The 25,519-nt window shown below is 44.7% G+C and carries 18 protein-coding genes; 13 read left to right on the top strand and 5 right to left on the bottom strand.

The genetic code is table 11. The features are described from left to right. The first annotated feature begins 15 nt into the window (after positions 1–15). From nagP to FNC98_RS11325, 3 genes are all read left to right on the top strand, one after another. On the top strand, positions 16–1,338 hold the full coding sequence (gene nagP / locus FNC98_RS11335; protein ID WP_409574553.1) for an N-acetylglucosamine MFS transporter NagP: 1,323 nt from the start codon (positions 16–18) through the stop codon (positions 1,336–1,338). Between the two features lie 221 nt (positions 1,339–1,559). Continuing rightward, positions 1,560–2,714, top strand: a complete 1,155-nt coding sequence (locus tag FNC98_RS11330) for an efflux RND transporter periplasmic adaptor subunit (RefSeq protein WP_185967943.1) — start codon at positions 1,560–1,562, stop codon at positions 2,712–2,714. A 2-nt stretch (positions 2,715–2,716) separates the two neighbouring features. Beyond that, positions 2,717–5,839, top strand: a complete 3,123-nt coding sequence (locus FNC98_RS11325) for an efflux RND transporter permease subunit (RefSeq protein WP_143581341.1) — start codon at positions 2,717–2,719, stop codon at positions 5,837–5,839. 125 nt (positions 5,840–5,964) lie between these two features. On the opposite strand, the gene FNC98_RS11320 is transcribed toward FNC98_RS11325, so the two are convergent. Beyond that, positions 5,965–6,405 carry a hypothetical protein gene (locus FNC98_RS11320; protein ID WP_143581340.1) on the bottom strand — a complete coding sequence of 147 codons (441 nt, stop codon included), beginning with the start codon at positions 6,403–6,405 and terminating at the stop codon, positions 5,965–5,967. 285 nt (positions 6,406–6,690) lie between these two features. Here FNC98_RS11320 and FNC98_RS11315 point away from each other — a divergent pair, with 285 nt between their 5' ends. The 5 genes from FNC98_RS11315 to FNC98_RS11295 all read left to right on the top strand — a co-directional run bounded on the left by FNC98_RS11315 (position 6,691) and on the right by FNC98_RS11295 (position 12,911). Continuing rightward, positions 6,691–8,226 carry a Re/Si-specific NAD(P)(+) transhydrogenase subunit alpha gene (locus FNC98_RS11315; protein WP_143581339.1) on the top strand — a complete coding sequence of 512 codons (1,536 nt, stop codon included), beginning with the start codon at positions 6,691–6,693 and terminating at the stop codon, positions 8,224–8,226. 9 nt (positions 8,227–8,235) lie between these two features. Beyond that, entirely contained in the window at positions 8,236–9,612 is a 1,377-nt protein-coding gene (gene pntB / locus FNC98_RS11310) for a Re/Si-specific NAD(P)(+) transhydrogenase subunit beta (protein ID WP_144035541.1), read from the top strand. An 83-nt stretch (positions 9,613–9,695) separates the two neighbouring features. Next, positions 9,696–10,178 (top strand): peptidylprolyl isomerase, encoded by a 483-nt coding sequence (locus FNC98_RS11305; protein WP_143581338.1) that lies wholly within the window; start codon positions 9,696–9,698, stop codon positions 10,176–10,178. Between the two features lie 185 nt (positions 10,179–10,363). Beyond that, entirely contained in the window at positions 10,364–11,683 is a 1,320-nt protein-coding gene (locus tag FNC98_RS11300) for an amidohydrolase family protein (RefSeq protein WP_409574552.1), read from the top strand. Positions 11,684–11,759: 76 nt separating this feature from the next. After that, complete coding sequence (locus tag FNC98_RS11295; protein ID WP_143581337.1) at positions 11,760–12,911, top strand: GNAT family N-acetyltransferase; 1,152 nt, start codon at positions 11,760–11,762, stop codon at positions 12,909–12,911. Positions 12,912–12,926: 15 nt separating this feature from the next. Here FNC98_RS11295 and FNC98_RS11290 read toward each other — a convergent pair whose 3' ends face one another. Further along, positions 12,927–13,814 carry a DMT family transporter gene (locus FNC98_RS11290; protein ID WP_143581336.1) on the bottom strand — a complete coding sequence of 296 codons (888 nt, stop codon included), beginning with the start codon at positions 13,812–13,814 and terminating at the stop codon, positions 12,927–12,929. Between the two features lie 144 nt (positions 13,815–13,958). Here FNC98_RS11290 and FNC98_RS11285 point away from each other — a divergent pair, with 144 nt between their 5' ends. From FNC98_RS11285 to FNC98_RS11270, 4 genes are all read left to right on the top strand, one after another. After that, the gene (locus tag FNC98_RS11285) at positions 13,959–14,795 is read left to right on the top strand and encodes an ion transporter (RefSeq protein WP_143581335.1); all 837 of its coding nucleotides are present in this window, start codon (positions 13,959–13,961) and stop codon (positions 14,793–14,795) included. A gap of 99 nt (positions 14,796–14,894) precedes the next feature. After that, on the top strand, positions 14,895–16,295 hold the full coding sequence (locus tag FNC98_RS11280) for an alanine/glycine:cation symporter family protein (RefSeq protein ID WP_221932881.1): 1,401 nt from the start codon (positions 14,895–14,897) through the stop codon (positions 16,293–16,295). A 101-nt stretch (positions 16,296–16,396) separates the two neighbouring features. After that, positions 16,397–17,692 carry a DEAD/DEAH box helicase gene (locus FNC98_RS11275; RefSeq protein ID WP_143581334.1) on the top strand — a complete coding sequence of 432 codons (1,296 nt, stop codon included), beginning with the start codon at positions 16,397–16,399 and terminating at the stop codon, positions 17,690–17,692. 25 nt (positions 17,693–17,717) lie between these two features. Further along, the gene (locus FNC98_RS11270) at positions 17,718–18,512 is read left to right on the top strand and encodes a hypothetical protein (protein WP_143581333.1); all 795 of its coding nucleotides are present in this window, start codon (positions 17,718–17,720) and stop codon (positions 18,510–18,512) included. On the opposite strand, the gene FNC98_RS11265 is transcribed toward FNC98_RS11270, so the two are convergent. Both FNC98_RS11265 and FNC98_RS11260 read right to left on the bottom strand, forming a co-directional pair. Further along, entirely contained in the window at positions 18,499–19,017 is a 519-nt protein-coding gene (locus tag FNC98_RS11265; RefSeq protein WP_143581332.1) for a hypothetical protein, read from the bottom strand. The two genes, FNC98_RS11270 and FNC98_RS11265, sit on opposite strands and share 14 nt — an antisense overlap. An 80-nt stretch (positions 19,018–19,097) precedes the next feature. Further along, the gene (locus FNC98_RS11260; RefSeq protein WP_143581331.1) at positions 19,098–21,530 is read right to left on the bottom strand and encodes a winged helix-turn-helix domain-containing tetratricopeptide repeat protein; all 2,433 of its coding nucleotides are present in this window, start codon (positions 21,528–21,530) and stop codon (positions 19,098–19,100) included. A 418-nt stretch (positions 21,531–21,948) separates the two neighbouring features. Between FNC98_RS11260 and FNC98_RS11255 the strand changes: the two genes are divergently transcribed. After that, entirely contained in the window at positions 21,949–23,916 is a 1,968-nt protein-coding gene (locus FNC98_RS11255; protein ID WP_143581330.1) for a monovalent cation:proton antiporter family protein, read from the top strand. Positions 23,917–23,946: 30 nt separating this feature from the next. Here FNC98_RS11255 and FNC98_RS11250 read toward each other — a convergent pair whose 3' ends face one another. Then, positions 23,947–25,113 carry a patatin-like phospholipase family protein gene (locus FNC98_RS11250; RefSeq protein WP_143581329.1) on the bottom strand — a complete coding sequence of 389 codons (1,167 nt, stop codon included), beginning with the start codon at positions 25,111–25,113 and terminating at the stop codon, positions 23,947–23,949. Positions 25,114–25,519 lie beyond the last annotated feature (406 nt).

Here is a 25,519-nt window from a genome sequence, read left to right as displayed (position 1 = left end):
AATAGTTGGGGAATTATGCAACAAACAGAAGGTGCTAATATGGCTTCGACCATAACACAACAATCAAAAAGTAGTTTCGTGCCCATGGCTATCGTCGCCGGGCTGTTTTTCATTTTAGGCTTTGCGACCTGGTTAAATGGTTCCTTGATGCCATACCTGAAGCAAATCCTGCAATTAACGCCCTTTCAAGCGTCATTGATCCTGTTTTCTTTTTATATCGCGGTAACGTTTACTGCGTTGCCATCGGCCTGGGTGATCCGTAAGGTCGGATACAAGACCGGTATGGCACTTGGTATGGTAGGTATGATGATTGCCGGCCTGCTGTTCATTCCCGCAGCGAAAACTCAAATCTTCGGTTTGTTCTTATTTGCACAACTGGTAATGGGGGCAGGGCAAACCTTACTGCAGACTGCGGTTAACCCTTATGTCGTTCGCATTGGTCCAGAGGAATCAGCGGCTGCTCGCGTAAGTGTTATGGGAATTTTAAACAAGAGTGCCGGGGTGGTGGCGCCGATGGTGTTCACAGCGCTGATATTAGATAGCTTTAAAGACAGAGTTGGTACTGATCTTACGCAAATTCAAATTGAAGAAATGGCCAACGGTTTAGTATTACCTTATTTGGGTATGGCCCTATTCATTGGTTTCCTGGCGTTGCTTGTTAAGAAATCTCCTTTACCGGAATTAGACAAAGAAGACGATGTTGATACTGGGGATACCAATCGTTTAAAAGACGTCGTTGCTCATCCGAATCTGGTTTTAGGTGTTGCCGCACTATTTTTCTATGTAGCCGTTGAAGTTATCGCCGGAGATACAATTGGTACTTATGCGTTGTCGCTAGGTATAGAAAACTATGCGGTAATGACGTCATACACCATGGCTTGTATGGTCCTGGGTTACATTATCGGTATTATCACCATCCCAAGGTTTTTATCGCAACCAACGGCACTCATGATTTCCGCTATATTAGGTGTGATCTTAACGGTGTTAATTGTTGTTGCCGATAATGATTCATTTGTTTTGGCAAATGCGTTACTTGTACCGTTTGGTGGTGCAATGTTGCCCGATAGTCTGCTGCTTATCGCGTTACTAGGTCTTGCCAACGCCATTGTATGGCCAGCGGTTTGGCCGTTGGCATTGTCAGGCTTAGGTAAGCTTACCAGTATCGGCTCTGCGCTTTTGGTGATGGGGATCGCCGGTGGTGCTTTTGGTCCGCTATTCTGGGGACTGGCAAGCTCCTCGGACGCAGGTCAGCAAGGCGCGTATCTGGTGATGCTTCCTTGTTATCTCTTCATTCTATTTTATGCAGTAAAAGGCTATAAAATTAAAAGCTGGAAATAGTTCCATTAATTCAATTCCTTACAAAACCCCGAAGTAATGCTTCGGGGTTTTTCTTTTTTGTGCCATATCTCGGCAAATTTCATAATTTTTCTATACTTATACTTACATTTAGACTTACGTAAAGTCCGCTTTTCAGCGCTAAATTCGCTGGAATCGGGCTCTTGTTGACTGTTTTTCGAAAAGATGAACGGAATATAACAATAATCGACAGGATGCAAACCATGTCAAAATCGAGTATTTCCATAATAAGTTTATTGAGCCTGTTTGGCCTTGGCTTAGTTGCCTGCAAACCGGCACCACAACAAGCCCCCGATGTGGAGGTTATTGTTCAAGAGGTAAAATCGTTTCCTTATCGGGGAAGTGCGATTTTTGTTGGCCGATTAAATGCGTCAAGTGATGTCAAAATTCAGGCCCGGGTGAAGGCCAAGATTGAATCGATAAACTTTTCCGAAGGTAAGGAAATCAAGTCAGGTAGCGTGTTATTCAAGCTCAATGATGACGAATTGCAGGCGCAACGGGCGCAAAGTGAAGCTGAAGTTTCACGCGCGCGGTCAGCGTTGAGCGCCGCTGACAAAAACTATCGTCGCGGTCAGGAGCTAGCGCCTGATGGTTATATTTCCAGTTCAGAGCTTGATGCCCTGGAGGCAAAATTCCAGGAAGCGCAGTCGGCTTTGGCTGCCGCAGAAGCAAAACTGGATAATGCTAAAGTAGATTTAAGTTATGCAACTATCGAGGCGCCCATATCCGGTAAGATCGGACGCAGTATATACAGTGTCGGTGATATCGTCAGTCCGGAATCCGGAGAGTTGACGACAATTGTGGCTACCAATGTCATGGAAGTGCCATTTTTTGTCAGTGAAAAAGTTTATTGGCGTATGGCGAAAAAATTTAACGAAGCCAAAGCGCAGATGCCGCGTGCCCAGCGTCGCGATGAGGCGATTGTAAAAATTGCTCTGGAAAAGGACGATATTTATCCCCACGAAGGCAAAATCACCTTTGTCTCTAATCGTGTCGACCCGAAAACAGGAACCATGGAAGTTCGCGCCACCATTCCCAACCCCGATGGAATTTTAAAACCCGGTCAGTATGTGAATGTCATTGTTGAAGAACCCAAGCAAACACCAACCGTGATGATTCCGCAAAGTGCAGTACAGTCTGACCAGCAGGGGGATTTTGTGATGGTGGTTGACGAAAAGCAGGAAGTTAGCCGGCAAAATGTCAGTCTGGGCGAACGGGTTGACGTTATGGTCATTGTCAATCAAGGGGTGAAAGATGGTGATACCGTGGTGATTCAAGGTATACAGAGGATTCGCAGTGGTCAGAAAGTGAAGCCGGTCCAGGCTGATGCTCCGACCACCCCTGAGCAAGAGGGCTGATTATGTTTAGCCAAACCTTTATCAGGCGCCCTAAACTTGCTCTGGTAATCGCCATCGTCATGAGTTTGGTTGGTATTATTTCCGCTGCGATTCTGCCCATTGCCGAATACCCATCTGTCGCTCCGCCCCAGGTAGTCGTTAGTGCTTTTTATACCGGTGCCTCGGCATCGGTTGTTAAGGAAAAAGTTGCCCAGCCGATTGAAGAGGTAGTAAATGGGGTTGAGGGGATGATTTACATGTCATCCAAAAGTGCCAATGACGGCAGTTACCGCCTTACCGTGACATTTGCCATCGGTATTGACCCCGATTTGGCGCTCGTGCGGGTGCAAAACCAGGTAGCCATGGCCGAGCCAAAGCTTCCTCAGGATATCCGCCTGGTTGGCGTGACCGTTAAAAAACAATCTCCGGATATGTTGTTTCTGGTTAATGTCTTTTCTGAAACTGAGGATTTCGACCGGGTATTTATTTCCAACTACGTGAAAATTAATCTTCTGAATCAACTGAAGCGGGTCGATGGTGTTTCCGAAGCTATGATCATGGGCGAGGCGAACTACTCGATGCGGATCTGGCTCGACCCACAGAAAATGGCATCACTTCGAGTAACCGCCAATGATATTCGTAGTGCGTTAAATGAACAGAACATTCAGGTAGCTGCCGGTAAAGTTGGTGCCCCGCCGTATAACACAGACATTCAAACTCAATATACCCTGCAAGCCAAAGGTACATTGACTGAGGTCGAAGAATTTTCCAACATCGTCATTCGTTCCCGAGCCGATGGCTCATTTGTGTATCTTAAAGATGTGGCGGAAATCGAGCTTGGACAAGAAGATTATTCCGTCGTGACGCAGGTGGACGGTAAATCAGCGAGCACGGTCGCTCTTTACCTGTTACCCGGGGCAAACGCAATAGCCACCGGGGATAGCGTGAAGGCTATGATGGAAGATATTTCAAAAGACTTTCCTGAGGGCATCAAATATTCCATCGGTTACGACACAACTCGTTATATCAGTACTTCAATTGCTAAAGTTCAGGTTTCTTTGTATCAGGCGGTTGGTCTGGTGATCATTATCACCTTTATATTTTTGGGAAACTGGCGCTCTGCTATCGTCCCTTCTATCGCCATCCCGGTATCTCTGATCGCCTCATTTGGGGTCTTGCTGTTGATGAATATGTCGATAAATACCATTACCTTGTTCGGGTTAATACTGGCAATCGGGGTTGTGGTCGATGATGCCATTCTCGTGGTGGAAAATACCCAGCGACATCTAACCGATTCCGATATGACGCCTGAAGAAGCGGTTACGTTAACCATGAAAGAAGTAACGGGGCCGATATTGGCGACTACACTGGTATTGTTGGCAGTATTTGTCCCTGTTGCGCTGTTACCGGGATTAACCGGTATTATGTATCGACAATTTGCGGTAACTATCTGTGTTGCAGTATTGTTCAGTTCACTCAATGCTCTTACCCTAAGTCCTGCATTGTGTCGATTATTATTGAAGAGCAATACCAAAGAGGCTGGCTGGTATAAAAAATTCAACCATTGGTTTGACGGTATTCGCAATCGCTATTCCGCCTCAGTAGCATTTCTGATCCGCAAAGCGGTTGCCGTATCTCTGGGTATGCTGGTTTTATTTGCAGTTCTGGGGTGGGGATTTTTGCGTACGCCAACAGGCTTTGTTCCATCCGAGGACAAGGGGATATTTATCGTCGCGGTGCAACTACCAGATGCTAGCTCATTGGGGCGCACCCAAAAGGTTCTTGATAGGTTAACCAAGGATTTGCTCCAGGATACCCGAATCGAAAGCGTTACTTCGGTGGCAGGATATTCAATTCTGAACGCGGCTGCGCAAAGTAATGCCGGCTCGCTATTTATCGTATTAAAGCCCTGGGAGCAAAGGGTACAGGAAGAAGATGTGGTATTTGCCGTCACTCAGAGCGTCAATGCATTGGCGTTTGAAACCATTCCCGAAGCGCAGGTGGTTGCAATCGCGCCGCCTTCGGTTCCAGGAATGGGCGCCGTCGGTGGCCTTGAATTTATTATTCAGGATACATTGGCAAGACCATCCAGCGACTTTGCGCAGGTTATTAATGACTTTGTTGTCGAGGGGAATCAGATTCCCGCACTGACAAACGTTTACAGTACCTTCCGAGCCAACGTGCCTCAATACCTGATCGATGTTGATCGAATCAAAGCCAAGGCGCTTGGTATTGATATCGACAGTATTTTTTCCACACTGCAGGCTCAGCTTGGATCGCAATATGTTAATGATTTCACAAAGTTTGGTCAGACATATAAAGTAATCATGCAAGCGAAACCCGAGTATCGAGGAACCATTTCTGACATTCAACTTTTGTTCGTTCGCAACAACGATGGTGAGATGATACCGCTCAACACTTTTTCACAGATTGATCCCATCCACGGCCCTGACATCAGCGACCGGTACAATTTATATAATTCCGTGACTGTACGGGCGGAAGCCAGCCCCGGTTTTAGTTCTGGCGATGGTATCAAAGCGATGGAGCAACTGGCTCTGGACGTCTTGCCTTCGGGTTATCAGTCGGAATGGACTGGGATGACGTATCAGGAAATAGAAGCAGGTAACATGGCTATCTATGCTTATGCACTGGCATTGGTGTTTATTTACCTCTTTCTGGTTGGTCAGTATGAAAGCTGGTCAATTCCTACCGCTATTATTCTGGTTGTGCCTATGGCGATTGCCGGCGCTCTGTTGGCGCTTAACGTAACCGGAATTGCGCTGAACCTTTTCGCACAGGTTGGTTTGATACTGTTGATAGGGATGGCAGCGAAAAATGCAATTTTGATTGTCGAGTTTGCCCGTCATCAGCGTGAAGAAGAAGGTAAATCCATTACTGAAGCTGCTGGTATTGCTGCCAACCTGCGTTTTCGAGCTGTGTGTATGACCGGTGTGTCATTTATTGTTGGTATTTTGCCTTTGGTAGTTGCAACGGGAGCCGGGATGTTCAGTCAGCGTTCGCTCGGGGTCACCGTATTCGGTGGTATGTTTGTAGCCCTGGTGTTCGGTACTATGGTGATTCCAGTGTGTTACGTGATCGTTCAAAGCTTACGGGAAAAAGTAAAAGGTAAATTGGCCGCTGAATAAAAAAAGGCTTAATGCAACGAAAGTTGTATTAAGCCAAAGGAAGGAGTAATTAGCAATGGTTGGAAAAGACGTTATTTATGTGTCGGCTTTTCCATCGACACATTACGGGGTGGAACAGATTCGTATTAGGTATATTCTTCGATATGGGTAATCTTGATATCGTTACCGACCATAGCAACAATACCTTCCACCCACACATATTTGTCTAACTCTTTCGAGCGATATCGAACAATAAATTTGGCTTCACGATTCCCCAAAAACTCTGAGGAAACATAGGATACATCGGTACCGATTCTGAATTTGCTCTTATGACCTTTGCGCAGGTAATCGATGTATTCTTCACGGTTGTAATTCAGTACAAAACCATAACCATTCGAGCCCTGAGTGACTTTTACGTTGAGCTGTGGCGCTAATATTTTTTGCAATAGTTCAACGGCTTCGGTTTTGTGAAATTCGACGAACTGCTGAGCTACGTTAGCAATTTTGTCTTCGGTTAGAGAAGTCGCCGCATTGGCAGAAAGTGGTAAGCCTAAAAGAAGGAGTGTGGTGAAAAATAATTTTTTCATGGCTGTTTAACCTTTCCATATTTAACGTGCAAAATTTCGATTCCAGATTCACATTTGGTAAATCCATTTCTGCACTGATTTAACATGGGGGCTAATCAGCTATGAATTTAACATACCTCAAAATTTCCTTGGCGCAAACACTTTTTTTGCATTTAAGTTAATTTTTTAACCTAATTTTTACAAAATACCATGTCCTTGGTTTAAATTTAGCCAGTTAAGTGATACTAATAATTTCAAGCATTTATAAAAAAATCATCATGCCTTCATGAGATTCAAGGAGCCCCCATGCAAATTGGTGTACCCAGTGAAACGTTAGCTGGTGAAAATCGTGTTGCGGTTTCGCCAAAATCCATTCAATCAATAACCAAGCTTGGTTACCAGGTCGTTGTCGAAACAGGCGCGGGAGACAAATCCAGCTTTAATGATAAAGGTTATATTGAGGCGGGCGCGACAATTGGTTCCAGGAAAGACGTTTTGGCAAGTGATTTGGTACTTAAGGTAAACGCCCCTGATCTCAAAGAGGTTGGCGAATTTAAACCTGAAAGTCATTTGATTAGTTTCATATCACCGGCGCAACAAACGGAATTGGTAGAAGCGCTGGCGGCGCAAAAAGTCAATACTCTGGCCATGGATATGGTACCGAGAATGACTCGTTCTCAGTCTCTGGATGCGTTAAGTTCGATGGCAAATATTGCCGGTTATCGTGCCATTGTTGAGGCCACCAATGAATTTGGCCGATTTTTAACGGGGCAAATTACTGCCGCAGGTAATATAGAACCTGCAAAAGTGCTGGTAATTGGTGCTGGTGTTGCCGGACTGGCGGCGATTGGCACGGCTGGCAGTTTAGGGGCAATTGTTCGTGCTTTTGATACTCGAGAAGAAGTAAAGGAACAGATTGTCAGTATGGGCGCCGAATTTCTGGAATTGGATTTTGAGGAAGATTCCGATTCCTCCGATGGATATGCCAAGGAAATGAGTCAGGCGTTTATCGATGCGGAAATGGCGTTATTCGCCGAACAAGCAAAAGATGTTGATATTATTGTTACTACGGCAATGATACCCGGTAAAAAGGCTCCGATATTGTTGACCAAAGATATGGTGGAATCCATGAAGCCTGGTAGTGTCATCGTCGATTTGGCGGCGCCAGGTGGTGGTAATTGTGAATTAACCAAACCAGGTAAACTAATTGAACATCAACAGGTTAAAGTTATCGGTTATACCGATTTAGTGTCCAGGCTTCCTAATCAGTCGAGTCAGTTATATGCCAACAATGTGGCAAATCTATTGACTCTGTTGACGCCGAACAAGGATGGCGAATTAGCGTTGGATTTTGAAGATGTGGTGATTCGCAATATGACCGTCGTTAAAGATGGCGAGATCACCTTTCCGCCACCACCGATAAAAGTCTCTGCAGCGCCACAACCTAAAGAGAAAGAGCCGGAGCCTCAGGTTGAAACTGAAGAGCCGGACAAAGCCTCAAACAAAGCCAACAAAATACTTATGTTGGGATTGTCTGCATTAGTGTTTTTATGGATTGCTGATGTCGCTCCACCAGATTTCTTGTCTCACTTTACTGTCTTTGTATTGTCCTGTGTAGTTGGTTATCACTTGGTTTGGAACGTAACCCATGCACTGCACACACCTTTAATGAGTGTTACCAATGCCATTTCCGGCATCATCATCGTGGGTGCCCTGTTGCAAATAGGCTCAGGCTCATTGCTAATAGATGTACTGGCGGGTTTCGCCATTTTAATCGCCACCATCAATATCGTCGGTGGGTTCTTTGTAACCCAGCGAATGTTAAAAATGTTTCGCAAGTAGGAGAGTATGATGTCTGAAGGAATGATTGGAGCAGCTTATATTCTTGCCGCCTTGTGTTTTATTATGAGCCTGGCCGGGCTGAGTAAGCAGGAATCCGCGCAGTCTGGTAACTGGTTTGGTATCGTTGGCATGGCGATAGCTTTGATAGCAACGCTTGCCGCCGCAAACGTTTCGGCGCTATGGGTGATCCTTGTCTGTATGTTTATCGGTGCCATGATAGGTTTGCACCTGGCGAAAAAGGTTGAGATGACAGAAATGCCAGAGCTCGTGGCCATCTTGCATAGCTTTGTTGGCCTGGCTGCGGTACTTGTCGGTTATAACAGCTTTTTCGAACACACCTCACATTTAAGAGGGGTAGAGCTAAATATCCATCTGGTTGAAGTATTTTTAGGGGTATTTATTGGGGCGGTAACCTTTACCGGATCCGTTGTTGCGTTTGCGAAATTACGCGGGTTAATCAATAGTGCAGCATTGATGCTACCGCATCGCCATAAAATGAATCTGGTAGCGGGAATTATCTGTTTTGTATTGATGGTTTATTTTGTCAGCGCCGAAGGTGCATTTGGACCATTATGGCTAATGACCATCATCGCCCTGGTATTTGGTTGGCACCTGGTCGCTTCAATTGGCGGCGCGGATATGCCAGTTGTGGTTTCGATGCTCAACTCCTATTCAGGATGGGCCGCGGCAGCCGCAGGTTTCATGTTAGGTAACGATCTGTTGATAATCACTGGTGCGCTTGTTGGCTCGTCAGGTGCGATCCTTTCCTACATCATGTGCAAAGCGATGAATCGCTCTTTTATTAGCGTTATTGCCGGTGGCTTTGGTACTGAAGTGATTGTTGATGCCGATACCGATTATGGGGATTATATTGAAACCAATGCCCAGGCGGTGGCCGACAGTTTAAGTGCGGCAAAATCTGTGATTATTACCCCGGGCTATGGCATGGCGGTAGCCCAGGCACAGTATCCGGTGTATGAAATGACTCAGGCATTGAAAAACAAAGGTGTGAATGTCCGCTTCGCGATTCATCCGGTAGCAGGGCGCCTGCCAGGGCACATGAATGTACTCTTAGCAGAAGCAAAAGTTCCATATGACATCGTTTTGGGCATGGAAGAAATTAATGACGATTTTGCAGATACCGATGTGGTATTGGTAATTGGTGCGAACGATACGGTAAACCCGGCAGCGAGCGAAGATCCGAATAGTCCGATCGCTGGTATGCCAGTATTAGAAGTCTGGCACGCGAAACAGGTCATCGTCTTTAAACGCTCAATGAACACCGGTTATGCCGGGGTACAAAATCCATTGTTCTTTAAAGATAATACGCAAATGTTATTTGGCGATGCAAAAGCCAGCGTTGATGCGATAAACCAAGCGCTCTAAACCTTAATTTTATGATGATAAAGGCTGATGCCCAAAGTGGTATTATACTTTCGGCAAATAGAGATTTAAAAAAGGATTAATCCATGCAAATTGCGAAAAATACAGTCGTTCAGTTTCATTATGTTCTTAAAAATGAAGATGGCACGGTAATGGAAGATTCAAATGGCGGTGATCCTGTCGCCTTGCTTGTTGGCCACAATAATATGATCAAAGGCGTAGAAGATGCGCTGATCGACAAACAGCAAGGGGATACGTTTGCAGTGACCGTAGAACCGGAAAATGGATACGGTGAATATTTGCAGGATGCAGTACAACGCATTCCTGCCAAGCATTTACAAGGTGCGAGTACCTGGAAACCGGGAATGGTTGGGGTGGTGAATACCGAGCACGGACAGCGTCAGGTAACTGTAGTGAAAGTAGGTAAGTTTATGATCACGGTTGATACCAATCACCCACTTGCTGGTCAGACACTACAATTCGATATTGAAATTGTTGGCGTTCGTGAAGCCGAAGAAGAAGAAATTTCTCATGGCCATGCCCACGGTGTTGGTGGTCATCAGCATTAATGACTCCCAGTGAATTTGACGGTTGGCAAGTGCTTACCGCGATCTCACAAATTCGTTGAATTGAAAAAATCTAAGGCTATATGGTCTTAGATTTTTTTTTGGTTTGTGATATTAATAGGTTAATTATCCCGAACTCAATGCAGAATTGTATAAATTAGGTGTTGAGTCAGAAGTAAGGAAAATCAATGACTAATAACAATAAATATAAATCCTTAGCACTTCCAGCTATCGCTCTTACCTTCTTATCGCAAGCCATGTTCAGTAGCTTGGCCTGGGCTGAAAACATTAAAGTTATTCATGCCGGTGAGCTATTGGCAGTGCCAGGGAAAACGGTACAAAAACGTCAGTCGGTTGTCATTAAGGATAATAAGATCGTTGAAGTCGTATCCGGTTATGTTTCCGGTAAAGATTATGGTGCCGATGTCGAAGTGATAGACTTAAAAAATGAGTTTGTGATGCCAGGTATGATGGATATGCATGTCCACATTCAGGGGGAGTTAGGACCAAATAGTGCCAAAGAGACACTACAGATGTCATCTGAACTGGCGGGAATGCGCAGCGTTCATTTTGCCAATAAAACCCTGCATGCCGGTTTCACCACGGTTCGCGATTTAGGTGCCGATCCGCAGCAGTTATACGCGTTACGTGATGCGATTGCGAATGGCTGGGTAGATGGCCCTCGCATCATTGCTTCTGGTGGCGTCTCCGTAACCGGCGGTCATGGTGATGTTGACGGAATGCGTCATGACCTGATGGATAAATATACGTCGAAAACCATCTGTGACGGTCCTTATGATTGTCGCCGCGCGACACGCCGCGCGATTAAGTTTGGCGCTGATGTGATAAAGATTACGTCAACCGGCGGCGTACTTTCTGACACCAATACCGGTACCGGTCAGCAGATGGCAGATGACGAGCTTAAAGAGGTTGTTGAAGCTGCCCACGCCCTTGGCCGCAAAGTTGCCAGCCACGCCCATGCTGCTGAAGGTATTAACGCGGCATTGCGAGCTGGAGTCGATAGCATTGAGCACGGTAGTTATGCCGATGAAGACAGTATTGAACTGTTTTTAGATAATGATGCGTATCTGGTTCCAACCTTACTTGCCGGTGATACGGTTCTGAAAATGGCGCAAAACAGTGACTTTATGTCGCCAGCAATTAAGGCGAAAGCAGAACGTGTAGGCGCTGATATGCTGAAAAACTTCACTAATGCTTATGAGGAAGGCGTAAAGATTGCGTTTGGTACCGACTCTGGTGTTTCAAAGCATGGTAATAATGCTCAGGAAGCGGTATTGATGCATGAAGCAGGGATGACGCCAATGGACATCATTATTTCCGCGACCGTTAATGCTGCAGATTTGATTGATGCCAACGAAACCTTAGGTACACTGGAAAGCGGTAAATATGCCGATATCATAGCCCTGGATGACAACCCTTTACAGGATATTAATCAGTTGCTTTCTGTAAAGTTTGTAATGAAAGACGGTGTCGTTCACAAGCAATAATTTGTCGCTCAAATCATCTTGATATAGAGGTGTTATCATATTGGTAACACCTCTATGTATTTAACAAACGATTATTATGAACTTATCAGCCAGGTTTTTTACTTCGATCAGCGATATTCCAAGAGACCACTGGCAACAGCTTTTCAAAAACCATTCCCTTTTTATTCAATATCAATATCTACTGAGCCTTGAGCAAAGCCAGTGTGTCAGCGCTGACACCGGGTGGATTGCTAACCATTTAATTATTTACGATCAAGAAACGCCAATAGCAGGTTTGCCTCTTTATGTGAAAATGCATTCCTACGGCGAGTATATGTTTGATTGGAATTGGGCGGCAGCATACCAGCAAAGACAAATGGAATATTATCCGAAACTGTTATCGGCCATCCCATTTACACCGGTATCCGGAACGCGCCTGGCTTTCGCTGAAAATACCAAACTTAGTCGGAATCTGATTATCGAAACTTTGATTGAAGTGCTAAAGCAGCGACTTGATGCTTTTGACGCCAGCAACTTTCAATGTTTGTTTATCGACAAAGATAGCAGCGATGAGTTAGAGCAGTATCAGGTAGTTCAGCGAAATGATGTTTTATTTCAATGGTTTAATCAAGATTATAAAACCTTTGATGACTTTCTCGGAAAATTAACAGCGCGCAAGCGTAAGAGCATTAAGAAAGAGCGTAAAGTGCTGTCTCAGCAACAGCTAAAATATCAGTGGATTGAAAACGCCGAGATAACACCAACTCACTGGCAGTTATTCTACCAGTGTTATCGTCAAACCTACCTAAAGCGCTCTGGTCATCAAGGGTATTTGAATCTACAGTTTTTTCAGTCTTTGTCGGAGAATTTAGCCGAAAACTGTCGCCTTTTGATGGTAAGCAAAGACGGTCAGACTATTGCCAGCGCGTTATTCTTTGAACATGCCGGCACTTTATATGGACGTTATTGGGGAGCGTTAGCACAGATCCCCGGGCTCCATTTCGAGGTCTGCTATTATCAGGGAATCGAATATTGCATTGAGCACGGATTGCAAAAATTTGACGCTGGTGTGCAGGGAGAGCATAAGTTGAATCGCGGTTTCGTCCCTGTGCTCAGTTATGGCAACTACTTGCTTGCCGAATCCCCTTTTAAAGCGGCGATAGAAGATGTTATCAAGCGAGAAAATAACCACTATCGCCATCTTCTGGATTCAGGAGCATTAGATACTGCCTATCGAAAAGAGGATTAGCCAGAACTCCGGTGACTAACTTTTGCCGATGCTCTGCGATTTTTTATTGGTTAAACCAACACCGGTAAGAATGAGTCCTGCTCCCAATACCATCCACAGAGTCAATTGCTCATCCAGTAACAACATACCCCAGAAAATACCAAATACCGGGATTAAATAGGTTACCGAGATGGCTTTAGCCGGTCCCAATTGTTCTAGCAAGCGGAAATAGAGAATATATGCCAGAGCGGTACAGACCACACCCAGAATGATGGTTGCAATCCAGGTTTGGTTGCTGATTTCCTGATAAGGCCCCATTTCCAGCCAAAGCGGGATCGCTAATGGGATCAACACCAAAGCGGCAAATAATTGACTGCCGGCAGCGATGGCGATTGCCGATACACCCTTTAAGTAACGTTTGGTAAAACAGGCTGCGTACCCATAGAGTAAGGTGGCTCCTAAGGCGGCGAAAAGTGCCAACGCCGTGCTATCAAAGGATAAACTTCCTTTGCTGGCGAATAGCACAAGTACCCCGATGAAACCGAGTAACAAGCCTAATGCCTGGTACCAGTTGAGCTTTTCCTTAAGCCATAGATAAGCGATGATGGCGGTGAATATTGGTGCTGTGGAATTTAATACCGAGGTAAGGCCCGCGCTTAGCGTTAAGGTGGCAAAGGCAAACAATACAAAGGGAATGGCAGTATTGGTCATCCCGACAACAAATATCGGCCAGCCATGTTGACGAACCTGACGTTGCTTATTCATATGAATCAAGAAGGGTAAAAGCGTGATAAAGCCAATTACTGTGCGCAAGGTGATCAAAACTACCGGACCTAATTCCGGCGCCGAAACCCGCATCAATAGAAAAGAGCCACCCCAAATTGCGGCCAGTAATATCAATTCTAATAAGTGTCTTGGGTTCATAGGTTGTGCTTGCTGTGGCGACGATATCGAAAATTAGGGTCTATTTAGCCCAGAATTAGGGAGAAAAACCAAGTTTTTCTTGATTTTAAACCATACAATTTTTATAACCCCTCTATCTTTTGTATTCACAACCCAGTTTTCGACATGTCCATTACCATAGATACTCTGCAACGTACGCTGAAAGTTATCGATTCCAGTAAGTTATTTCAGGGCGTTGTAATTGCGGTGATTGTTATATCCGCTTTATTAATCGGTGCCAAAACCCATGATTTACCGAAACATTTGGTAGATTTAATTGGTATCCTAGACGTCAGTATTACGGTATTTTTTGCCATAGAAATTGTCATTCGCTTTCTCGCCACAGAGCAAAAATCTCAGTTTTTCAAAAAGGGCTGGAACATATTCGATACCATTATCGTCATCGGCTCCCTGATCCCGGATGGTGGTTCCGGTGTACTACTGGCGCGTTTACTTCGTGTTTTCCGAGTATTACGACTGGTATCCATGGTACCGGAGCTGCGCATGCTGATAAATGCGCTGCTTAAAGCGATTCCACAAATGGGTTACATCGCCCTGCTAATGTTTGTTATTTTCTATATATATGCCGCCATTGGCAGCATTATCTTCCATGATATCAATGAGTTTTTATGGGGAGATGTTTCAGTATCATTACTGACGCTGTTCCGGGTTGCGACCTTTGAAGACTGGACCGATGTAATGTATGAAACCATGGCAGTTTACCCGTTAAGCTGGATTTATTACCTGACGTTTATTTTCCTGACGGCGTTTATTTTCCTCAATATGATGGTAGGAACCGTACTGGAAGTGATGAGTGCCGAGCATGAGCAGCAACGTGCCTCAAGCCATGGTGAAAGTGCTGAAGAGGGGGAGCCCGCGTCCCGTGCTCAGGTGGATGCTTTGCAAGAGCAGATAGCTCAATTACAACAAATGCTCGAGCGCCAGCAAAAAAACAGTGGCTAAGATATAACCCGTCTATGCTTTAGGCGGGGTAACAAATTGAAATAGTGAAACACAAATAATAATAAAAACTAACCGTTGAATGAAAACTAAGGAAGTATTGTGATACATGACGTAGTCGCTTTTTTGAATAATATTGTCTGGGGCTATGTCCTCATTTATATGCTGGTGCTGGCGGGTATCTGGTTTACGGTGCGCTTGAAAGCGATTCAGTTTCGTCATTTCTTCCATATGTTTTCGGTAATGCGCCATAGCCGCACGGGCGACAATACCAGTATTTCCTCATTTCAGGCCCTGTGTACCACACTGGCAGCGCGAGTGGGTACCGGTAACTTGATGGGGGTAGCGGTGGCTATCTCATTGGGGGGGGCTGGCGCCGTGTTCTGGATGTGGGTTATCGCTCTTGTCGGCATGGCAACCTCATTTGCTGAAAGTACTCTGGCGCAACTTTATAAAGAAAAAGACAGCCTGGGCAGCTTTCGCGGTGGGCCGGCTTATTACATGCGCAAAGGCCTTAAAAGCCCAGCAATGGCGCTGATCTTTTCAATTTGTCTGTTCTTTGGTTATGGATTTGTATTTGGCGCCGTTCAGGCCAATTCAATCAGTGACGCCTTTAATGGCTCTTACGGCATTGACCCTGTTTATACGGGCATCGTTATCACCATATTAACCGCGGTAATTGTTGTTGGTGGTTTGAAGAATATTGCTCGTTTTGCAGAGTTGGCTGTACCTTTCATGGGTGTTGCCTATGTAATCGTTGCCCTTATTGTAATTGGCATGAACCTCAGTATTGTTCCTGGCATTTTTGCCGATATTGTCGGTTCGGCATTTGGCCTAAGGGAAGCGGGTTCTGGATTGGTTGGCGCCGCGATTATGCAAGGGGTAAAACGTGGACTTTACTCCAACGAAGCCGGTATGGGTAGTGCGCCAAATGCGGCCGCTGCGGCAACGCCTTATCCACCGCATCCGGTCTCCCAAGGCTATGTGCAGATGCTCGGCGTATTTATGGATACCATAGTGTTGTGTACCTGTACTGCGTTAATTATCCTGATGTCCGGCATACCTCTTGGACAAGAATTCGGCATTCAGTTAACGCAGCAGGCACTGGTTAATCAGGTGGGAAGCTGGGGCAGTGATTTTATCTCCATTGCTATTTTATTCTTCGGTTTTACGTCTATCGTTGCCAACTATGCCTACGCAGAGAATAGCCTTAGCTTTATTGGCCTTAATAACAAACTCGGTAAGTTGTTTTTCAACATCGTGTTTTTAATAATGATATTTTATGGTTCAGTTGCGACGCTCGGGGAAGTTATTGCGATGGCGGATCTTGGCGTTGGCTTGATGACCATTGTTAACGTCACGGCGATCGTGCTGCTGACCAAATCTCTGGTGTTTGTGGCTAAAGATTATAATCAGCAATTGGATTCGGGTAAGGTTCCCGAGTTTAAAGTGAAGGAAGAGCAGGAGCAGGAAATGCGCCTGACTCAGAAAATCTGGCGTTAGTTATACCAACCCACATATTTGAGTAGATTGGTATTATCATTAGGGGGTTGGCCCTGATTTTTGCTATTATCGCCGGCACATTTTAGCACTAAGGTAAATTCATGAGTTTTGATGCTATCGGTCTGCCGGAACCATTGCTGCAGGCCGTAAAATCAGCAGGTTATAAAAACCTCACGCCGATTCAACAAAAAGGTATTTCTGCGATACGTTCGGGTCAGGACGTATTGGCTAGTGCGCAAACCGGTACCGGTAAGACTGCCGCGTTTTCGATTCCAATTATTGAGTCGTTGATCAAATCAGGAGCATCCCGGGGAAGTGGCGTTAAAGCCTTAATACTGGCGCCAACTCGCGAGCTGGCGAAACAGGTTAAAGAAAATATTGAGCAGTATTGCCAATTTACCCAGCTAACCACCACTTTGGTTTATGGTGGCGTTGGTAATAGTGAACAACAAAAACGACTTGAACAGGGCTGTGATATTGTAGTCGCAACCCCGGGGCGGGTATTAGAACACATTCAAAATCGTTCGCTGAGATTGAATCAACTTAAGTTTGTTGTGCTTGATGAGGCAGACAGAATGCTGGATATGGGCTTTTTGAAACCGATTGAAGAAATTTTGTCTGGCATTAAGCAACCGCATCAAACCTTGCTATTTTCTGCAACATTTTCCAATAAAGTTAAAAACCTGGCAAAACAAATTCTGCAAAATCCAAGGATCATTGAAACCGCCAGGCAAAACGCGACGGCTAAGAAAGTCCGTCAGTTTGTTTACCCGGTTCAGGAGAGTCGCAAGCGGGAAATGTTGTCTGAGTTAATTGGCCGCAATAACTGGCATCAGGTTATGGTGTTTGCTGGTACGCGAGACAGCGCCAATGAATTGGCAAAAGAGCTAAAGTTAGATGGTATCAAAGCCGTGTTATGTCACGGTGAAAAATCACAAGGTGCCCGAAACAAGGCATTGCAAGAATTCACCGAAGGTAAAGCTCGGGTTATGGTTGCCACCGATGTTGCCGCTCGTGGCATCGATATACCGGATTTAGAATATGTGGTGAATTATCACTTGCCGTTCCTGGCTGAAGATTATGTGCATCGCATCGGCCGCACCGGGCGTGCTGGTAAATCTGGCACGGCGATTTCTCTGGTATCGCCAAAAGACCACCGATTCCTCGGCGATATCGAAGCGCTTATCGAGCAGAAGATCGAACGTGTTGCACTTCCCGGTTATGAATTTGACTTAAATCCCGAGCTAGAGAAACAGCAGGCTACGAAAGAGAAAAAGGCGGTAGCAAAAAATCGTTATCAACAAATCCGGGATAAAAATCGCTCCCTCGAGAAAAAGCGCGCAGGTTCTGCCAATAAAGGTAAAGCTAAGCGCAAAAGCCGTCATTCCAGTCGCTGATTGAATACATTGATAGATTGTAACGATGAATAATGATAATCGCCGCCGGGCAAAAACCACTTTACTTTCTCATATAGACAGCGATGAGTTCTATCATGGTGAAAAGCATTCTTGCGATCGCGACCAAGAGCTATCAAGCCCTGCGGTAAATAATCCTGGGGTTTTGCCTATTGAGGTGCCTTTTGAGTATCGCCATTGCTGCTGGTTTTGCAAAGAACCAGCAGGGCGAGTGTTTAACCATAAGCCTGAATCAAACGCTGATAGCAACACTAACTCTGAGGGTATGGCTATTCCAACGTGTCATGAGTGTGCAACTCTGGCGGCCAAACATCGGAAACTAGCAATCGCTAAAGTTCGCGAAAAAGTTAAAAGTGGGTTGCGGAAGATTTATCGCAAAGATTTAGCGATTGGCGTTAACTGGACCAAAGAAGAACTGGAAAACAGTGGCTTTGAGGGCGGCAATTTTGAAGGGTTCGCTCGTAGCGCCTGGTTTATGTTTGAGATTGCCCGCGACCGGGTAAACTTCAAGGGCTGGCCGTTACAGGTAAGCGGTTGTGAAGTGTCTTTGGACGAACAGGTATCGTTTCATTTTGACGGCACCGACTTTACCGATGTTTCAGAAGCGATTGAGTTTTATTCAAAAACCTATCGCTTGGATTCCGTTTTTTTGAGCAAGTCGGTTTACAGCCTGACCCCAGAGCGTTTTGGTGATGCTCTGCGTCTTGCTCGTATCTGCGAGGATTTTAGCGCTTCAGAGAAAAACGAAGCGCTATCAAGGCTAATCGAAAGTCTTGGTAATGCCAACGCTATTGGTGAATAACGATTCGCGGATCAAATCCTTCCGCACACCCTTCGACTTTGACGTCATAATCCCAGGTGCCTTTATTTTTTACTTTGCAATCAATCACCCCTTCATCAGAAGTTACCAGGGTGCTTGAGCAACCATCGTCTTTGTTTTTTTCTTTAAATGGGGTTAATTCCAACTCGAAATCATCGTTTGGATTAACCGGTAAATCCGCAGCTGACGTTACTGGATGGAAGTGCAAGGTGTATTTGTATTTACTATCCGCTTTCCAGATAATCTTTTTATCTTTCACTGAACAAATACAGTCCTTCACATTTTTGCAGGGGTTCTTATCCAACTTGTTACAGTTGTTATCTTCCGGGTCTGCTAGGGTGACGGTTAACGCGCAACTGGTTACCGGATCGATATCAATAACCAATGTTTGATCATTTTGTTTCGCTTGAGCAATGCTCATCGGTAAAAGTATGACGGACAGTGCGACAATAAATGTTTTTCGAGCTACTTGTACAAGGGTGTTCATAGTAGGTTCCTGGGGTTAAATTTAATGTTCCAGAAGCAAGGCTCCGGTTCAGGTCATTCCCCAGAATAACTGCAGTGATATTAGGTCCCTGTGATGGGGGGAGCGTCATTGTTAAATAACCTGATAAGTTCTTCTTTATAGTCTAAAAATTGCGGATCCGCTAATATCATTTTCGGGTCTACTCCCATCGACACTGCCTTGTTTAGCATGCTTTTCATTTGCACATTGGAGAGGCAGTTTTTTGCGACGATGGCCATATCATAAAAAACCTGAGGATCCTGATGCTCAGTTTGCAGTACCGAATTTTGATAATCCGCGGCCATTTGACATTGGTTTAATTCCGAATGATATCGGGAGATCTGCGCTTTCAGGTTTATATCATTAGGGTTTATCTTTTCATTTTGTTTCGCTAAGTTCAGGGCTTTGTTATAAGCATTCTGGGCTTTTGGAATGTCAGAGCCCTGATATCGAATTGCATCGGCAAGATTGCCCCAATAAGTGTAGTTATCCGGCGCATGATGTAGCGCTTTTTCATAGTTTGTTGCAGCCACGTCGAACTCTTGCAGATAGAAATAATTGGTCGCCAAATTCGAGAATGCCAGAGCGCTTGGTTCTAATTCAATAGCCTTATTTAGTGCCACCACCGCTTCGTCCAACTGCCATAACATCATGTGCGAAGCCCCTAAAGCGTTGTAAGAACTAACCATATCATCTTTAAGTAAATTGACCTTTTTAAACTGGATAATGGCTTCTTTAAAATTGCCGGTAGTAAACAAAAATGCGCCGTACTCATAATAGTTGTACCAAAAGCCTGGTTCCGACTGGATAGCTTTGCGGTAAAACTGCCGGGCTTTTACAGGTTCTTCCAAATGCTTGTATGTAGTCGCTAAATCGCACATGGCTTCGGAATTGTTTTCGTCAACATGCAGCGCTTCTTCAAACTGTTCCTTGGCATGATGATATTCGCCATTTGTCAGATAAAGCTTTCCCAGAGCCAGATGCAATTCGCTGCTCACTTGTTTGTAATTAGCCGTCAGCTCACAGGATTGCTTGGCTTTTTGGTATTCACTGATGGTTTGACTAAAGGTGTACATTTTCAGGTTAGTTTTACATAGCGCAGCCGCGGCGAGTACAAACTGATTGTCGAGAGATAAGGCTTTAGTGAAGTGTTTTTCCGCGGTTTTTAAACTGGATATGCTGCTATCGTCCTGGTAGGCAGCTTTACCCTGCAGATAGGCATCATAGGCGGCGAAATTCTCTGTAGGTCGGTTTAGCGATTCGTTTTCCTGAGAGCTACCGGTAATTAATAACAATAAAGCATTCTGGACTTTCCTGAATAGCTCCTCATTAAGCGCCAGTAGTTGGTTTTTGTTGCCTGACAGTTTATCTTGCCAGAGTTGAAATCCGGTTTCGGTATCAATTAATCGACTGGTGATTTCCAGGGTTTCCTGATCATAGGAAATGGTTCCTTCTATCAAATACCTGGCTTTTAGTTGCAGTTTTATCGCATTGATATCACTATTTTGCGGCATCGAATTGGTTGAGCGCAGCGAGGTTACTTTGATTTGAGGTGACGAAGACAGATAGCTGATCAGCTCTTCCTGAATGGTTGCCGGGTAGTATGATGTTTCGTCTGAATGTTGTGAATCTGAAAATGGAAAAACCGCGACAGCATTACTATTTACGCCTGAGGAACCGTCCATTGTTGTTCCGGGGTTCGATACCTGTTCATCAATCTTTTCTACCAGGTGACTGGAAATCAAAAAAATCACTCCTAAAGCACCAAACACGAAAATTGAATCAAAGATGAATTGTTTTATCAGGGTTACTTTTGTTGCCTTGGCTTTTGCTAATCGTTTACGTGCATCAATTTCACTAAACCAATAATAAATAATGACGATGATAAAGCCGATAACGAGTCCCAGAGTGGCGACCTTTAACCCCCAGTCGGGAAATTCGAAAATCGGAAAAATAATGGCGAAGGCTTGCAGCATGATCCACGAAAACAGGATGTAAGCAGCGCTGACTTTAAATAGTCTGCTGCTTTTTATCATCGCCCATGAGAGCTTGAAAGGACCAGGGGAAGGTAACCCTAAATGGTCAGCATCGCTGTTTTCAAGCAGGGTTGGTGTAACTTTTAGTCGGTAACCTTTGCGCGGAATGGTCTGGATCATGATTGGGCATTCTTTCGGATCCCCTAATACCTGCCGGATTTCACTGATGGTATGAGATACCGTGCTTTTTGATGCCTTACTGCTGGCCCAGACAACCCCAAGTATTTGTTCGTATGTTACGACGATATCTGGCCGGGAAGCCAGCAACACTAATACCTCCATAGCTTTAGGGGCCAGGTGAAATCGTTCTGTTTCCCGAATGACGATGCCAAGATCGGGTTTAACTAACACTTCATGAAGGAAGAATCCCTGATGTAACTGCTTGTCTAACTCCGAATCAATCTCTAAGATGGAAGTCTTTCTATTTGAAATGTCGATGTTTTTTTCGTGTTTGTCCATAGGTTGTGGGACGAACCAGGAAAAATCTCGCCGTATAAAATTAACAATGTTTCGATTTACATAGATACTTATACCAAATCCATTAAATTTTTGCACAACTCAGAGTTAGGGCAAAGGTTCATTTACAACATAGATTTCATTGATATAGTCATTCTATATTACTGAAATCTAGGGCCTTAAATGGGCCTTTGATAAACTCCCTACGGGTGAGTTTTAAAGGCGTTTATCCTTCGTTACTGATTTTGACAATGGAATAACCATTTTCTGCAATCAAAGCCTTGTCTAAAAGCCTTTAAATTCTCACTGAGTGAGAAAACACTTAGTGGACTTGGTATTAGTATGGAATGGGATCGTTACCTTCGCTAGCTATGTGACAGGATTATTGTCAGGCATGGCCTTCAATTCAAAAGGGTTCTAAGTGGGCAACTTTTATCAGGTTCTTGCAATCTTAGTGGCGGCAGTCGTTGTCGTCTGGTTATTCAGGCGGTGGCGTTTGCCCGCGATCCTGGCCTATCTGGTTGCTGGTACTTTAATTGGTGAACATGGTCTGAATATTACCGGTGATGAATCAGACTATGAGCATATTGCTGAACTCGGCATTGTATTTTTGTTGTTTACTCTTGGACTTGAATTTTCACTTCCAAAACTTTTAGCAATGCGCCACCTGGTAACCGATGTCGGTTGCAAGCAGGTTGGTTTAACTTTGCTTATCGTCATTGTGCTGGCGTTACTCTTTGGATTCTCCCTGCCAACCGCATTTGTCATTGGTGGTGTGGTGGCATTATCTTCGACAGCAATCGTGATTCGTCAACTGTCTGAATCCGGCTCGATTAAACGCCGTTCTGGGCAGATATCCGTTGCCGTTTTGCTCTGTCAGGATATTGCCGTTGTCCCTTTTTTAATTTTAATTCCGTTGCTGGGCGAGGGCGCCGACTGGGGTGTGCTTAGTGCGTTATTTCTGGCACTGGTAAAGGGCTTATTTGTCGTCGCTGTGTTGTTGTTTGCAGGTCGTTGGTTATTGCCTCGTATCTTCAACGTCGTGGCTCAGGTTCGCACCGATGAGCTTTTTGTATTAACAACCTTGCTGGTAACCTTGCTGGCTGCAGCGCTGACGCAGTTTTTCGGGTTATCGATGGCCCTCGGGGCTTTTCTTGCGGGAATGATGCTTGGTGAAAGCCAATATAAATATCAGCTTGAAGCCGATATTCGCCCATTTAGGGATATTCTACTTGGATTATTTTTCGTCACCGTAGGCATGAAGCTCGATTGGCAGGCATTATTGCAATCACCCGGCAGTATAGCCTTAGTGTTACTTTTATCATTATTGATAAAGATTTCCGTCATCCGCATACTCGGTGTTCGGGCGGGCGAGTCTGCCAAAGACTCCTGGGCAGCAGGTTTTATGTTGGCGCAGATGGGGGAGTTTAGTTTCGTACTGATAGCAATGGCAGCAAATAACGGCGTATTTAGTACTGAGTTAACCTCGATATTGCTTGGTGCAGGCATACTATCGATGGCGATAACGCCATTTATGATCACCCATGCAAGAAGCTGGGCGGTAAAACTGACGGTAGAGAATCATCAGGCTCAGGATAATGAAGAACTGACTCAGCCGCAGCAAGAAATGAGTGAACATGTAGTTATTTGCGGTTTTGGTAGGGTTGGTCAGACGGTTAGTCGGTTCCTGAAACAGGAGAATATCAATTTTATCGCGATCGATATTGATCCGGTGCGGGTTACTGAAGCTCGAGAAGCAGGTGAAAATGTGCTCTTTGGTTCAGCACGCCAGGCGGAAGTTTTGCATGCAGCCAATATCGAGCAGGCAAAATTGGTGGTAGTTTCCTACGGTGAACCAGAGCAATCTTTTGATGTAGTGCAAAAAGTGCGGTCGTTGTCAGAGCATGTGCAGATTTTGGTTCGAACACGTAATGATGATGCCTTGACAAAACTCCAGGAAGCCGGAGCGACCGAAGTGGTTCCTGAATCACTGGAGGGCAGCTTAATGCTGGTTTCTCAGGTGTTAAATTTAAGTGGCGTGCCGTTTTCGAGAATTGTCCGTCAAATTCGTGCGGAAAGGAAAAATCATTATAATCGCCTGCATGGTTTTTATCCTGGTGTCGATACCGATATGAGTGCAGGTGCCATTGAACGGCTTGAGTTTGTTCACGCGACACTGCTGAACGATGATGCTTTTGCTACCGGCAAGCGCATTGATACACTCAAACTGAGTGAAAAACGGGTAGAAATATTAGCAATTCGCCGCCGCGGTCAGGAGATCCCTCACCCTCCTGGTGATGAGGTTTTGATGGCCCAGGATACTTTAGTATTGCAAGGTAAGCCAAGACGAGTTGAAAGGGTGGAGAGATTTTTGCAAAAAGGAGAATAGCGCTGGTTTTCTTCGCTTAGTTTAATGAGTTCATAGGGATAAAAATTCGCGAATTTGCTGTTCCTTTTCCATTGCATCCTGATAGCCCACCTGTATCAGTTTTTTGCAGTAATCTTGTTCAAACAAAATATAAGAGGTTAAACTCGACTCTGAATCCTGCGTCGCCCCCATAAAACGTAACAATAACCTTAAAGGCCAGTTCAATTCACCATAATGTTGCTGTGCTATCCGATTGAAATTTTTGCTTGGATTTATCAACAAGGTATCGATGGGGCGCAACTCTGATTGCAGTTCTCGCTTACTTTTATCAATGAGTTCAACGGTACGATTTACCCGTTTTAATCGTTCCAGATCACTATTCAATGTTTCCGCAAATACCGTATCCATTAAATGGCCGGCAACCGTTGCGACTGATGGAGGGTAATTTTTTTGCTGATTAATGATGTGATTATACAGCTCGGATTCTTCTTCGGGTTGTTCAACACCTACCATAAAGATACGTTCAGCACCGAGATGAATCGGCGGGCTCAATGGCGACAATTGGTTTACAGAGCCATCACCATAATGTTTTTGATTGATTCTAATGGGCGGAAATATCAAAGGAATCGAGGAAGACGCCATCAAGTGTTCGGTATTGAGCTGGCATTGAACCCCGCGCCTTTTTGCCCGCTGCCAGGGTTCAATGGATTTATCGGCCTGATAGAAGCTGATTGAATCGCCGCAGGAGTAGCTTGATGCGGTTATCGCAATCGAAGACAGGTAGTCGTTTAAAATGTTGATATCAATGCGCTTGAAGTCGACGACTTCATTGAGTAAATCTCGAAGCGGCGCATTGTTTAGCAGGCTATATGACTTAGGGGTCGCGTATTGGGCACCAAAGTTACTGAGAAAACCGGCGATGATGTTACCGAACACTTTCCCGGCGGTGCTGTGATAAATATGAGAGGTGTGTAAGTTTTTCCAGACCCATTCTAATTTGCGAACACCGAGATGAAAGCAGGATGCATAACAGGCAATGGTTGTAGCATTAATGGCTCCTGCAGAGGTACCGCAGATGATGGGAAAAGGAATGCCATGGTTTCTCGGCATGTAACTGGCAATGGCCTTTAACACACCGACCTGATAAGCAGCCCTGGCGCCACCACCAGTTAGCATCAGTGCGGTTTTACATCCTTTGTAACTTTTTTTGTTTACCATTTATTCTTTGTTCAATTTCAACATCGTCCTTTATCTATTATTGTGCTTTTGCACGGAATGTGTAAAGGGAATGACCGGTAATTTTTAATAACAGCTAAGCGTTATTGAAAAACAAAGTATGGTTAAAATAATTGCGCCTTTTAGTGGACAAAGATTTAAGGCTTATCACTAATACCAATCCCATTAAATTATTGCTCACTCAGTGAGAATTTAAAGGCTTTTAGACAAGGCTTTGATTGCAGAGAATGGTCACTCCATTGTCAAAATCAGTAACGCAGGATAAATGCCTTTAAAACTCACCCGTAGGGAGTTAGTGAGAGGCCCATTTACTGCCCTATATTTCATTAATATAGAATGACTATATCAACGAAATCTATGTTGTAACTGAACCTCTGCCCTAACTCTG

The organism is Thalassotalea sp. PS06 (assembly GCF_007197775.1).
Taxonomy (GTDB): Bacteria; Pseudomonadota; Gammaproteobacteria; order Enterobacterales; family Alteromonadaceae; genus Thalassotalea_A.
Note: the sequence above shows the minus strand (reverse complement) of the source record. Positions and strands in the feature narration are given on the sequence as shown.